Annotated in this window: 8 protein-coding genes and 2 pseudogenes; 8 read left to right on the forward strand and 2 right to left on the reverse strand. The window is 70.8% G+C overall.

The window, feature by feature from the left end:
* Positions 1-6 precede the first annotated feature (6 nt).
* From ACZ68L_RS16700 to ACZ68L_RS16720, 5 genes and pseudogenes are all read left to right on the forward strand, one after another.
* On the forward strand, positions 7-1,089 hold the full coding sequence (locus tag ACZ68L_RS16700) for an ABC transporter ATP-binding protein (RefSeq protein WP_469577549.1): 1,083 nt from the start codon (positions 7-9) through the stop codon (positions 1,087-1,089).
* A 166-nt stretch (positions 1,090-1,255) separates the two neighbouring features.
* Positions 1,256-1,882: pseudogene (locus ACZ68L_RS16705) on the forward strand (HAD family hydrolase); the annotation flags it as partial.
* A gap of 363 nt (positions 1,883-2,245) precedes the next feature.
* Positions 2,246-6,298 carry a Pls/PosA family non-ribosomal peptide synthetase gene (locus ACZ68L_RS16710; protein ID WP_469577550.1) on the forward strand — a complete coding sequence of 1,351 codons (4,053 nt, stop codon included), beginning with the start codon at positions 2,246-2,248 and terminating at the stop codon, positions 6,296-6,298.
* 7 nt (positions 6,299-6,305) lie between these two features.
* Entirely contained in the window at positions 6,306-6,989 is a 684-nt protein-coding gene (locus ACZ68L_RS16715; RefSeq protein ID WP_469577551.1) for a BPL-N domain-containing protein, read from the forward strand.
* Positions 6,986-7,609: a 4'-phosphopantetheinyl transferase family protein gene (locus tag ACZ68L_RS16720; RefSeq protein ID WP_469577553.1), complete on the forward strand. Its 624-nt coding sequence runs from the start codon at positions 6,986-6,988 to the stop codon at positions 7,607-7,609. The genes ACZ68L_RS16715 and ACZ68L_RS16720 overlap by 4 nt, the downstream gene beginning before the upstream one ends.
* 92 nt (positions 7,610-7,701) lie before the next feature.
* On the opposite strand, the gene ACZ68L_RS16725 is transcribed toward ACZ68L_RS16720, so the two are convergent.
* Positions 7,702-7,896 (reverse strand): hypothetical protein, encoded by a 195-nt coding sequence (locus ACZ68L_RS16725; RefSeq protein WP_469577554.1) that lies wholly within the window; start codon positions 7,894-7,896, stop codon positions 7,702-7,704.
* A gap of 67 nt (positions 7,897-7,963) precedes the next feature.
* Positions 7,964-8,798: pseudogene (locus tag ACZ68L_RS16730) on the reverse strand (IS5 family transposase).
* Positions 8,799-8,932: 134 nt separating this feature from the next.
* Between ACZ68L_RS16730 and ACZ68L_RS16735 the strand changes: the two are divergent.
* From ACZ68L_RS16735 to ACZ68L_RS16745, 3 genes are all read left to right on the forward strand, one after another.
* Positions 8,933-9,610 carry a response regulator transcription factor gene (locus ACZ68L_RS16735; RefSeq protein WP_361458729.1) on the forward strand — a complete coding sequence of 226 codons (678 nt, stop codon included), beginning with the start codon at positions 8,933-8,935 and terminating at the stop codon, positions 9,608-9,610.
* A 3-nt stretch (positions 9,611-9,613) separates the two neighbouring features.
* Positions 9,614-10,990 carry a HAMP domain-containing sensor histidine kinase gene (locus tag ACZ68L_RS16740; RefSeq protein ID WP_469577556.1) on the forward strand — a complete coding sequence of 459 codons (1,377 nt, stop codon included), beginning with the start codon at positions 9,614-9,616 and terminating at the stop codon, positions 10,988-10,990.
* 822 nt (positions 10,991-11,812) lie between these two features.
* Entirely contained in the window at positions 11,813-14,005 is a 2,193-nt protein-coding gene (locus tag ACZ68L_RS16745) for an AfsR/SARP family transcriptional regulator (protein ID WP_469577558.1), read from the forward strand.
* Positions 14,006-14,062: the final 57 nt, after the last annotated feature.

The raw sequence follows: 14,062 nt of genomic DNA on the forward strand, positions 1-14,062 counted from the left end.
CCCACCATGACGATCACCACGCTGGAGAAGGCTGCCACGACCGGCGCCGCAACCGTCGAATTCCGCAGTATGCGCCGGAGGTTCGGCTCAACCGTCGCCCTCGACGGCCTCGACCTGACCGCGCGGCCCGGTGAACTCCTCGCCCTGCTCGGCCCGTCCGGCTGCGGCAAGACCACCGCACTGCGCCTGCTCGCCGGGTTCGAACACGCGGACTCCGGCGAGGTCCTCGTCGACGGCGAGGACGTGACCCGGGTGCCGACCCACCGTCGCGATGCCGGGATGGTCTTCCAGTCGTACAGCCTCTTCCCGCACCTCAGCGCGCTCGACAACGTCGCGTTCGGGATGCGCATGCGCAAGGTTCGAAGAGTCGAGCGGCGCGCTCGTGCCACCGAGCTGCTGGAGCTGGTCGGCCTCGGGGACATGGGCGAACGCTTCCCGCACCAGCTCTCCGGCGGGCAGCAGCAGCGCGTCGCGCTCGCCCGCGCGCTCGCGCTGCGCCCGCGAGTCCTGCTGCTCGACGAACCGCTGTCCGCGCTCGACGCCAAGGTCCGGCTGACACTCCGCGAGGAGATCCGCCGCCTTCAGCAGGAACTCGCCATCACCACACTCTTTGTGACGCATGATCAGGAAGAGGCACTGTCGATGGCCGACCAGGTCGCCGTGATGCGCGCGGGGCGGCTCGAGCAGTGCGCGGCTCCCGCCGAACTGTACGCGCGGCCCGCCACTGCCTTCGTCGCTGAGTTCGTCGGTACCATGAGCCGGATCTCAGGCGTCCTCGACGCCGAACGCACGACGGTGTCGGTCCTGGGACGACGGTTGCCCGTGGACGGCGAGCCGGGCGGGAGCACCGACGTGGACGTTCTCGTACGACCCGAGGCCGTCCAGCTCACCGCAGACGACACCGGCAATGCCCAGGTCGTCGCCACCGCCTTCCTCGGCGCCGTCACTCGCGTCACCGTCCGCCTCGCCGACGGCACCGAGATCAAGGCCGACCTGCAGACGCACAGGGCAGCGGCACTCGCCCCGGGCGCCGCCGTGACCGTGGCCCTCCCGGACCGGCCGGTGCTGGTCGCGGCGCGGCGCGGCTGAGACCCGGCGCCCGCCGCATCCGGAATGCCCGCCGGACGGCTACGGGCGTTCTGCCCTGCCATACGCCAGCGCCCCACACTACGCCGAACCTCTGAAAGAGACCTCCGTGAAGCACTCCCGCACCACCCCCGCCCAGTCACCCGCGCTGGGGGCCGTGCTCTTCGACATGGACGGCACCCTCGTGGACACCGAGCAGCTGTGGTGGGGGGCCGTCGACGAGGTGGCCGCCGGGCTGGGGTACGCGCTCACGGCAGTCGACCAGCCGGATGTGCTGGGCCGCCCCGTGGAGCACACAGCGATGGTGCTGGGCCGGGCCGCCGGTGCGCCGGTCGGTGCGGTCGCCGCTGAGCTCCACCGGAAGTTCGCGGCCCGGGTGCGTGCCGACGTCGTGCCGCGCCCCGGCGCAGTCGAACTGCTCGTGGCACTGCGCGGCGAGGGCGTTCCCACCGCCCTTGTCACGGCCTCGCCGCGGCACGTCGCCGACACTGTCGTGAAGGCCCTGGAGTCGCTGGGCGCAGGCCCGTTCACCACCACGGTCACCGCCGACGACACGCTCCGCACGAAACCCGACCCCGAGCCGTACCTCGCTGCCTGCCAAGCCCTGGGTGTGGCCCCGGCCGCCTGTGTAGCCGTGGAGGACACTCCCACGGGCGTCGCTTCGGCGGAGGCGGCGGGCTGCCACGTCCTCGCGGTCCCGTCCGTCGCACCGATCGAGCCGACGGCCCGGCGCACGGTCCTCGGGAGCCTCAAAGAGGCGTCCCCGGGTCTGCTGAGTGCGCTGGTGCGCACCGAGCTCGGTCGGTGATCTGGACGCTGGGAGCTTCGGCGGGCGGGAGCAGTCGGCGGCTGCACCACCTGCGGTGCAACGTCCTCGCTCACGTCAGCGGACGTCTCGGTGACGACGCCTCTGTCGCCGTGATCCTCCACAGGCCCGCTCCCGATCCGGGATCACCATCACGGAGAGTTGCTGGGCGGCAGTCGTGGGTGACGCCTGACTGCTGCAGACCGCCGCGGCTCTCTCTGTTCGCGGGTGTCCGCGAATGCTGTGCCGTCACGCGCGGATCCGCTTCTCAGCGTCCTCTCAGCGGGCGTCGCCCAGGCTGGAAGGGGCACCGGGAATGACCGCGCACCCTTTCGCACCGAAAAGGGGGAACCCATGGCCTCCCACACCGCCGCCCCGCCCGTCGTTCCTACGGGAGACCGCACCACCTCGGGGACGGCGGGCACAGTCGGCAGCCTGAACCGTTTCTTCGAGGATGCCTGCGACCGTACGCCGTCGGCCGTCGCCCTCGAATGCGGCCCGCGCCGTCTGACCTACGCAGACCTCGACGCCCGAGCCGATCGAGTCGCCCACCACTTGCGCCGTATCGGCATCGGCCCGGGCAGACGCGCGGCCCTGCTGCTGCCCCGGTCCGTGGACATGTACGTGTGCCTGCTGGGCGTCTGCAAGACGGGCGCGGCGTTCGTTCCCATCGACCCCGCTGCGCCGCCCGACCGGGTCGCCTTCATCCTGAGTGACGCGGGCGTCACCGCAGTGCTGACCACGTCCGCTCTCGCTGCCGGCGCCGCCTGGGCGGGGCTGCGCCAGGTGTGCCCGGTGATCGAGATCGATGCGTGCGCCGGAGACCTCGCCCCGCTGCCGTCCTCGCGCCCGGCCGCCGAGGACCAGGGCGCTGACGATCCGCTTGCATACATCATGTACACCTCGGGATCGAGTGGCAGACCCAAGGGGGTGGAGATCGCTCAGTCGAGCATCTGCAACTTCCTGCGCGTCGTGTCCCCGATCTACGGCGTCCGGCCGCAGGACCGGGTGTATCAGGGCATGACCATCTCGTTCGACTTCTCCATCGAGGAGATCTGGCCGACCTGGACGGCCGGTGCCACGCTCGTTGCCGGACCGGAGGGTTCAGGACGGCTGGGCGCCGAACTCGCCGACTTCCTGCAGAACCAGGACGTGACTGTCCTGTACTGCGTGCCGACGCTGCTGGCGACGATCCCGTACGACCTTCCGCGGATCCGCAGCGTCGTCGTGGGCGGCGAGGCGTGCCCTGCCTCGCTCGTCGAACGGTGGAGCAGGCCAGGACGGCGCATCCTCAACACCTACGGGCCGACCGAGGCCACGGTTACGGCCACCTGGCAGGAACTCCGGCCGGGCCGCCCGGTGACCATCGGTCGCCCGCTGCCGACGTACTCGGTCGTTCTCCTCGACGAGCGGCGCCGGCCTGTGCCGCACGGAGCCGTCGGTGAGATCTGCCTGGGCGGTCCGGGCCTTGCCCGGGGCTACGTGGGCAGGCCGGACCTGACCGCCGACCGCTTCGTCGATCACCACCTGGCGCCCGACGGCCGCCTGTACCGCACCGGAGATCTCGGGAAGATGACCGACGACGGGGAGATCGGCTACCTCGGCCGGGCCGACACCGAGGTGAAGATCCGCGGCTACCGTGTGTCGCTGGACGAGATCGACAACGTACTGCTGGAGGACCCCGGAGTGGCCCAGGCGGCCACCGCTCTCGTGGCCCGGCACAACGGGTACGACGGTGACCGCGCTCTGGCCGCCTACGTGGTGCGCGCCGAGGACGGCACGATTCCTGACGGGATCCTCTCCGGACGGCTGCACGAGCGCCTGCACCGCTCGATGCCCGCCTACATGGTGCCCTCGACACTGGACTTCCTCGACCGGCTGCCGGTCATGCCGAGCGGCAAGGCCGACCGCACGCGGCTGCCCGCGCCAACCGGCCGCCCGTTCGTCGACACCGGCCGCGTGACGCCGGCCCGCGGCGAGTCGGAGACGATGGTGCGCGACGCCTGGGCGCAGACGCTCGGCATCGCCCCAGAGGAGCTGTCGGCAGAGGCCGACTTCTTCACCGACCTCGGCGGTCACTCCCTGCTCGCTGCCCGCGCCGTATCGCTACTGCGGGGCCGGGACGGCGGGACCGGCCCGACCCTGCGCGACCTGTACGAGAACCCGACCGTGCGGGCGTTCGCGGCACGCCTGCGTTCCTCGGCGAACACGCCTCGCCCGATGGGTCAGGCCCGGCACGCGCCCCTCCGGCACGGCTGGGCACGGATCGCGCGTGCCGGACTGGCCCAGGCGGCGGCGTACTACGGGCTGCTGTTCCTGCTCACGGGACCGGTGGCCATGTCCTACGCGCTGGACCACGGCCGGATATCGGGCTGGGGGGCCGTCGTGTCGACGCTCGCCGTGCTGGCCGGTTACACCACCATTCGCTGGCTCGTTCCCCTCGCCCTGGCACGACCGCTGGCGGCGGGCATCAGGCCCGGCCGGTACCCACTGTGGGGAGCGACGTATCTGCGTCTGTGGGCGCTGGACGTGCTGCTTCTCGGCATCGGCCCCTTGCGGGTACTGAGCGGGTCCCCTCTAATGGGCCACTACCTGCGGCTTCTCGGCGCACGCATCGGCCCTGGCGCCACCATCGCCACCAGCTTCGTCGGCCTGCCCACGCTGCTGCGCATCGACCGTGACGCCGCGATCGGCTACGGCGCCACGCTGCGCCCCTGGCAGGTCTCCGACGGATGGGTCACGGTCGCACCGATCACCGTCGGAGAGCGGGCGTACGTCGGCGCCAACGCGGTCCTCGAGCCCGGCGCGTACCTGGGCCCCCGGTCCGGGCTCGGCGAGCAGTCCGCGGCAGGCCCCGACGAGGCGGTCCCCGCCGGGGCGCGCCGCGCCGGATCGCCCGCACGCCCGGTGGAGGCACTCTCCCCGCTTGTCGAGAAGATGCTGAACACCGGGGCCAGGACAGATCGCTGGCACCCACGGCAGTTGACCGCCGTCGTGCTCGGCCTGGCCATGCTCGAAGCAGCGGTGGTCGCCATGGCCCTGCCGGGCATCGCCCTGTTCTGGTGGGCCTGGCTGTACGGCGGACCGGCCGCCGGTCTGGTCGCCACCGCGTTGTCCGGCCCGCTCTTCGTGACCACGGCGTGCCTGATCGTTGCCCTCGGGAAGCGGGCGGTTCTGCGCAGGACACCCCCCGGGATCCACCCGGCCCGCTCGGCACTCGGCGTGCGCAAGTGGTTCACCGACAAGTTGCTCGAGCACAGCCTCGTCCTCACCAATTCGCTCTACGCCACGCTCTACACGGCCCCGTGGCTGCGGCTGCTCGGCGCCCGCGTGGGCCGCAGCGCCGAGGTCTCCACCGCAGCACACATCGACCCGGACCTGCTCGACCTCGGCGACGGCAGCTTCGTCGCCGACATGGCCGGCATCGGCGTCGCCACCTTCGCGGTCGACCGCGTGGCGTTCGTGCCCACCGAAGTCGGCCGGCGCGCATTCGTGGGCAACGCGGCGCTCGTTCCCGCCGGAACTCGGCTGGGCCCGGGCTGTCTGATCGGTGTGGGAACGGTGCCGTCCCTGGACCATGTGCCTGCCGACAGCACCTGGCTGGGCTCGCCCGCACTGCAACTGCCGGTGCGCCAGAGGAGTGGGAATTTCCCCGAGGAACTGACCTTCCAGCCCACGCGCAGGGCGGCGCTCGGCCGCCTGGCCATCGAGTTCTTCCGCGCCACCGTGCCCGCTTCTGTGCTCGCCACCAGTGCCTGCCTCTACCTCCTGGTCCTGGCCGGCATCGCCGAGCGGACGGGGCCCCTGGTGCCGCTGCTCGTGTCGCCGCTCCTCGCCATGGGCGCGGTGCTGGCCGTCATCGGGTACTGCGCGCTGGCCAAGTGGGTGGTCGCCGGACGGTACCGGCCACGCGTCGAGCCCCTGTGGAGCCTGTTCGTGCGTCGTACGGAGTTCGTCACCGGCCTGTTCGAGGCGGCCGCGGTCCCGGCAGGTGTGGGTGCCCTGGTGGGGACGCCGTTCCTGCCCCCGGTGCTGCGCCGGTTCGGCGCCCGCATCGGACGGCGCACCTGGATCGGCACCACGTACCTCACCGAGTTCGACCTGGTGGAGGTCGGCGACGACGCCGCGATCGGCCTGCACGTCTCACTGCAGACCCACCTGTTCGAGGACCGCGTGATGAAGATGTCGACGGTGACCGTCGGCCCCGGCACAAGCATCGGCCCGCGGACCATCGTGCTCTACGACGCAGTGGTGGGTGCCGGTGTCCAGCTTGGGGCACTGTCCCTGGTCATGAAGGGCGAGCGGCTGACGCCGGGAACGAATTGGCACGGGCTCCCCGCCGAAGGGCTCGGCGCACCGCCCACCGAGCGGCCTGTGCCTGCCGGGCCGACGAAGCAGGTGCGGTGAGGCTGCCATGGCAGCCACCGAGCCCCCGGCCGGGCACCGTCGCCTCGCTCTCGTCTATCGCGGGCCGGCTTCGCTGCCCGGCTGTCCCGAGGCGGTCGCCGGACTCCTCGCCTCCGGTCCGTGGGGCCTGGACGTCCGCTTCACCGGCCCGGACGAGACATGCCCGCTGTCGGCTGAGTCCTTGTCCCGCGCCGTGCTGTACGCCCAGCCCGGCGGGGGCACACTCGCCGCCGCCTGGCGGACTCTGCGTCGGCAACGCCGAACGATCCGGGACTTCGTCCACGGCGGCGGGCGCTATCTGGGCTTCTGCCTCGGCGGCTACCTCGCCGGCGTCACCCCGGGTTTTGGTCTCCTTCCGGGCGACACCGACCAGTACATCCACTCTCCGGGGGCCACAGTCCACGACGAGGGCAACACACTGGTCCAGGTGACGTGGCGGGGTCGCCCGCGCACCGTGTTCTTCCAGGACGGCCCCCTCTTCATCCTCGAACAGAACGCCGACGCGACGATCCTCGCCACCTACGACAACGGCACCCCCGCCGCCCTCGTGACCCGGTTCGGCAGCGGTCCCGTGGCGGTCACCGGACCACACCCGGAGGCCACGGACGACTGGTACACCGACCACGGCCTGCCGGTTCAGCGCACCCTGGACCTGGTCCTGGATCTGGTGGAAGCGGTGATGCAGGAGTGACACCACCGCCCGCCCTGTGGCTCGTGCGCGCGGACACGCCGGTCGCGCCGACGACTTTGGACGCCGGGGAACGGCGGCGGGCCCGCGCCTTCGCCCAGGAGGCGGTCCGCGACCGGTACATTGCCGGACACGCTGCACTGCGCCGCCTGCTTGCCGCCCGGCTCGGTGTCCCGCCCCGGCAAGTAGCGCTCACTCGCGAGCCGTGCCCGGTGTGCGGCGGTCCGCACGGCCGGCCGACAGTGGTGGGAGGCACACCGTACTTCTCCCTGGCCTACAGCGGCGGCCTCTGCCTGATCGCGCTCGCCGACACACTCGTCGGCGTCGACATGGAGCGAATCCCGCCGCCCGACGTCGTGCGCGGACTCGCCGCTGACCTGCACCCGGTGGAGCGGACCGAGCTCGCGGCCCTGCCCGAGGACGAACGGCCCCTGGCCTTCGCCAGGGCCTGGGTGCGCAAGGAGGCTTACCTCAAGGGCCTCGGCACAGGCCTGGCCCGGGGGTTGTCCATCGACTACGTAGGCACGGGCATGGCGCCGACCGAGTGCCTTGAGGGTTGGACGATCGCGGACGTCGCCGCGGACTCGGGCTGTGTCGCGGCGATCGCCGTCCGTCGCTGTTGACGGCACACGCGGCCGGTCCGTGCTCCCTGCGGCACGAACCGGCCACGATCGCCGTCAAACAGCCCTCAATTCTCCAGTTGTTCCCACCCCCGTCAGCCGAACGGCCGATCGGCGACGCGCGACGTGCGCACCAGGTACTCCCGCTCGCCGAGGTCCGTCTCCCGCCGTCCCTCGGGCCGCCCGCCGACTCGCCGGACGTCGGTTGTCACCCGCCGGTCGCGGTCGTCGTCGCGCCGCATGCGCTCCCTGGTATCCCGGTCCCGGCGCTCGTCTCGGACGCTCTTCATCGTTCCTCACCATGCCTGTCCGAGCCTGCTTGACAATTCCAGTCTGTGACCGCGGCGCTAAGAGGTCCTAACAAAGGCGTTGGACGTGTCGGTGGGTGATGAGACAGGCGGCGAGGCCGAGGAAGGCTTCGTGGATGTCGTCGCGTCGTTCCCAGCGGACGCGGAGGCGTCGGAAGCCGTGGAACCAGGCGATGGTGCGCTCGACAACCCAGCGGTGAACACCGAGGCCGGAGCCGTGCGGTACTCCGCGGCGGGCGATGACCGGTTTGATGCCCTGCGCCCGGACCAGGCGGCGGTACTTGTCGTGGTCGTAGCCGCGGTCGCCGAGGAGGAGGTCAGGCCGCCGGCGCGGTCGGCCGACAAGTCCGGGGACGGAGGGAATCTTCGCCAGGAGGGCATCAGCTGGGTGACGTCGTTGCGGTTTCCGCCGGTCAGAGACACTGCGAGTGGGATGCCCTGCCCGTCGACGAGGATGTGGTGCTTGCTGCCCGGCCGTGCGCGGTCGACCGGGCTGGGCCCGCTTTTGGGCCTCGCCGAGCGGCCCGCACGTGGGAGGAGTCGATCACCGCCCGCGACCAGTCGAGCTGTTTCGCCGCTCGCAGCTTTGCCAACAGCACGAGGTGGAGCCGGCCCCAGACGCCGGCCTCGTTCCAAGCCGCAAGCCGACGCCAGCACGTCATGCCCGAACCGAAGCCCAGCTCCTGCGGCAGGTACTCCCACTGAATCCCGGTATGCAGCACAAACAGGATCCCGCACAGCGCCTGGCGATCCGGCACCCTCGGCCGACCAGCCACCAGTTTCGGCCCCGGCTCAGGCAACAACGGCTCGACCAGCGACCACAGTTCATCCGAGACGACCCACGGACGCGACTCTCTCTTCCCCACGAATAACCCAACGAGCATCCAAGCCGACAGTCACATCAACAGTGACTTCCGTTAGGACCGCTAAGAGGAAGCTGAGAGCCGAACCGATCCTCAGGGTCCTCTCCATCAAACAGCCGCTGGTGCGGAGCTACGGTGGATGGAGAGAGGCTGCCATGCGGATGCTGATCATCGAGGACGAGCATGCACTCGCCGAGGCCATCGCCGACGGACTTGCCGCAGAGGGCTTCGTCGCCGACCTCGCACACGACGGGGCGGACGGACTGTGGCGTGCTCTCCACGAGCCCTACGACGTGATCGTCCTGGACATCATGCTGCCCGTCCTGTCCGGGTACGAGGTCCTGAAACGGCTGAGGGCCGCCAAGATCTGGACGCCGGTGCTGACGCTCACGGCAAAGGACGGGGAGCACGACGAAGCGGATGCCCTCGACCTCGGCGCCGACGACTACCTGAGCAAGCCGTTTTCCTACGTGGTGCTCGTCGCCCACCTGAGGGCCCTGCTGCGGCGCGGGGCACCCGCCCGGCCCGCAGTGCTCGCCGCCGACGACCTCACCGTGGATCCCGCACGCCGCCGCTGCCGCCGCGGGGACCGTGACATCGATCTGACGGCACGGGAGTTCACACTCCTGGAGTATCTGCTCAGGCACCCCGACGAGGTGATCAGCAAGACGGACATCCTCACCCACGTGTGGGACGAGCACTTTGACGGCGACACCAACATCGTCGAGGTGTACGTCAGCTACCTCCGGCGCAAGATCGACGCCCCGTTCGGCCGCTGCACCATCGAGACCGTCCGCGGTGCCGGCTACCTACTGCGCAGCGGGGCGAGGTGACGCATGGCCGCCGGCGTTCGGTCCTGGTTGGCCCGTCGGTCACTGCGGCTGCGACTGACCGCCGCCGCAGCCCTGGTGATGGCCGTCGCGCTGACCGGGGCTGCCGTGCTGCTCGCCGTCTGGCTGCACACCAGCCTGATCAGCGGCCTCGACCAGACCGCCCTCCAGCGCGCCCAGGTCGTGGCAGCGAGCACGTACAGCGACCGGATCCCCGTGGAAATACCCGTCACGAGCCACGGAGAAGTCGCGGTGCAGATCGTCGGCAGCAAGGGAAGCGTGCTCTCCAGCTCAGCCAATCTGCGCCACCGGCCGCGGGCGTTCGCCTTTCCGGCGAGCGAGTCCGGCAACCCACGGGCCCACACCGTCCACGACATTCCTGTGGGGTACAGCGGGACATGGCGTGCCGTCGGTGTCCCCGCCGGCACGGCCCGCAACCCCCTGACCGTCTACGTGGCCGTCTCCACCGAAAGCGTGGACCACGGTCTGGCCCAGCTCGCCACCGGTCTGGCCACCGGCGGGCCGGCAGTCATCGCCCTACTCACCGCAGTCGTGTGGCAGCTCACCGGGCGCGCGCTGCGCCCCGTGGACGCCATGCGCGCCCAGACCGCTGAGATCACCGCGTCGGACCTCAGTCACCGCCTCGGCGCACCACCTGCCGACGACGCGCTCGGGCGACTGGCCAGGACCTTCAACGACCTGCTGGCCCGTCTGGACACTGCGACCCAGCGGCAGCGAAGATTCATCGCGGACGCCGCCCACGAGCTTCGCAGCCCTCTCAGTACCCTGCACACCCGTCTGGAAGTCGCCGCCCGCCATCCCGGTTCCGCCGACTGGCGGACCGTCGCCCCCGGCCTGCTCCACGAGACCGAACGTCTCACCCGGCTCGTCGACAACCTGCTCCAGCTCGCCCGACTGGACGCCCGGCCCCAACCGCCGGCGCGCCCCGTCGACCTGGACGACATCGTCTTCACCGAGGTGCGCGAGGCTCGCCGCCGCACCTCGCTCGTCATCGACCAGCGCGCCGTCGGCGCGGCACGCGTGGCGGGCGATGAGGACGCCCTCGTCCGTGTCGTACGCAACCTGCTGGACAACGCCCTGTGCTACGCCACCACACGCGTCGACGTCAGCCTCCGTAGCCGCGACGGCACCGCACAGCTGGTCGTCGCCGACGATGGCCCTGGTATCCCCGAGGCCGACCGGGGGCGCGTCTTCGGACGCTTCACCCGCCTGGACGACGCCCGCGCCCGTGACACCGGCGGCAGCGGCCTCGGCCTCGCCATCGTCCGTGACATCGTCAGGGCCCACCACGGCAGCACCCGCATCGAGGACAACCGGCCCGGCGCCCGGTTGGTCGTGCTGCTGCCGGTGGAGAACCGCTGATCGCTGTCGAGGCAGCGCAGGTCCTTCTGTGGCTTCTCGGCCACCGCACAGAAGCATCGGGTGCCGGTGGCCGACCAACCCGGCGTCAACCACCGTGACGATCTGGCTCGACTCTGTCGGAGATCGGGGAGTTTCCCGGTGCGCCGACGTGATCAGCAGGCCTGCTCGGGACCGTTTCGAAGGCCGATGCAGTTTCTTGTCGCTCCGTCCCCGTTCCGGTGAGCCAGTCCCGTCTCCGACCGCGCAGATCGCGCGGGCGAGCAACCCAGGCGGTACGACGGCGATGCGGGTGAGAGACCGGCTGGACGGGCTGTGATGCGGCGAGGACTTCGCGGGCCGGTACCCGCGCGACGGACGCCCCGGCCATCTCGACCGCCGCCGACCCACCAGCCGTGTGTCAAGGGGCCCAGGCAGGTTTCCGAACGACACCGGGGGACGGCGTCCCGGAGTCACAATTCGACAGGCATACCAGACATGTCGCCTGCCGGCGGTACGAGCATCCCGAGGGAATCGCGCCCGGAGAGAACCTGGGTGCCCGGACTTCAAACATGGAATTTCGGACGTTTCTTTTTCGGAACTCGCAGATAGCGGCGCCCCATAACGCGTCCGCGCAGAAAAGAAGTTGACGGACGCAGCCAGGGAAGTGAGTCGTTGACTGGCCCCTTTCGATCATGCAATCATTCGAATGCACATCCCGTATCCGTTTTTCGTACACCTTGCACCAGTATTCGAACACGTCAGGCGCGGTGGAGGTCGGCGGGCCTGTACGTCAGGCCGGGCGCCATCGCCCTCTACGAGCCGTCACTACCTCGAAGGGGGCCCATGCAGTTCAGGATTCTGGGGCCGCTCGAAGTCGTGGACGACGGCAGGCGCATAGATGTCAGCGGGCAGCGTCAGCGCACGGTTCTGGCGATGCTGCTTCTCGAATCGGGACGTGTCGTCTCCAATGAACGTCTGGTGGAGGCCATATGGGAGCGGAAGCCCCCGGCGACGAGTCGCACCCAGGTACAGATCGGCATCTGCGCGCTGCGGCGCATGCTCCCCGCGGGGCCCCACCCCGGCCCCATCGTGACCCGCTCGCCCGGCTATCTCTTACGGATGACCGAGGGGCAACTCGACCTCCATGCCTTCGAGGAGCGGGCCGCCGCAGGCGGAAGGGCCGTTGCCGCCCAGCAACCCCAGCAGGCGGTAAAGGAGTTACGGGCCGCGTTGCAGCTGTGGCAGGGACACGCCCTGACCGATATCAGCAGCAAGCCGATACGGGCGAAGGCCGTCCAACTCGACGAGCGCCGCCTCGCCGTACAGGAACAATGTCTTGAACTCGAACTACGGCTCGGCAATCACCACCGCGCCGTGAGTGAACTCGGCGCTCTGGTCGTCGCCCACCCCCTCCGGGAACGCCTGCGGGTGCTCCTGATGACCGCGCTGCACCGCGCGGGACGGCAGGCCGAGGCCCTGGACGCCTACCGCCAGGCGCGGGCGGCGCTCGTCGAGAGGCTCGGCATCGAGCCCGGCGCGGAGCTGCAGCGACTGCACCGCATGATCCTGGCAGGGGAAGAGGAGTGGGGCACGCCACCCCGGATCCAGCCCTTCATCATGGTGACGGCGGACGCCGCCCAGGCGAACGGGCCCGGCAGCGGCCCGGCGGTCCCGGAAGTTCCGGTGGTTCCGGTGGTTCCGGCACATCCGGCGCACAGGATTCCGCGGCTACTGCCCGCCGATATCGCCGACTTCACCGGACGCGCACGAGCGATCCAGCGCATTCTGGCCGCCTCCACCCGCTCCGACGCCCCCCGAACCGTCGTCCCCGTCACCGTGATCACCGGCCGGGGTGGCTCCGGCAAGACAACCCTGGCCGTACATGTCGCCCATCGGCTCGCTCCGGACTACCCCGACGGGCAGCTCTTCGCGAAACTGTCCGGCGCCCCGGGCCACCCGACGAGCGCCGCCGAGGTGCTCCGGCGTTTCCTGCGCGCGCTCGGGGTGACCGACGAAGCCGTCCCTGGCAGCGTCGAGGAACGCGCCGAGATGTACCGTGACCTGCTGGCGGAGGGCCGAGTCCTCGTCGTGCTGGACGGTGCGGCGTCCGAGTGCCAGGTCGCCCCGCTGCTCCCAGGGTCGTCCGGATCGCGGGTGCTGATCACCTCGTGGCGGCGTTTCACCGGGCTGCCCGCGGACACCCGCATCGAACTCTCCCGGTTCCGGCGGGAAAGCTCCGTGGAAATGCTGATGAAGATCATCGGCCGGCGGCGGGTCGCCGCCGAACCGCTGGCCGTCGAGGAGCTCTGCCGTGCCTGCGACGATCTGCCGCTCGCGCTGCGCGCGGTCGCCGCACGTCTGGCCGCCCGCCCGCACCGGACCGTGGCGGACGCCGTCGCCCAGGCCGAGGCGGTGGACCGGTGCGCCGATGTGGCCCGCCGCCCGGACGAGCTGCGCCACGTGGAGCAGGCAGTCCGCACATGCATGACCCTGGCTTACGGGGCGCTCGGTCCGGAGGCCCAGCGGGCCCTGCGCCAACTCGCCCAGTTGGACATACCCGACTTCGCCCCCTGGATCGGCGCTCCTCTGCTCGAATGTGAACCGCACCGCGCCCAGGACCTGCTGGACGAGCTCACCGAGTCCTATCTGCTCGAAGCGGTGGTGGACCAGGCGTCCAGAGCCGTCCGGTACCGTTTCCCCGCCTTCGTGAGGGCCTTCGCCCTGGAGCGCCTGGCGGCGGAGGAGTCGCCGGAGGAGCAGCGGGCGGCGTTGCGGCGTGTTCTCGGCACCTTGGCGTATCTCACCGGAGAAGCGCAGCGCCGCGGCGGGTACGAGGACCCGCCCGTACCGGATGAGCCCATCCGCTGCCATGCGATGCCGCGGAGCCTGGTCGACCGTCTGCTGGCGGACCCGTTCGCCTGGTACCAGCAGGAGCGCGCCCAGGTGGAGGCGGCGGGCCGGCAGGCGGCCGAAATCGGCCTGTGGACCATTTCCTGTCGCCTGGCAAGCAGTTCGACGGCACTGGCCCGGAAGTGATCCCTCCTCGGGTGGCAGCACGGCGGTTCGGCCGTAGGCACCGGTTCCCTTTCGCCG

Source organism: Streptomyces sp. NPDC104309 (genome assembly GCF_055584025.1).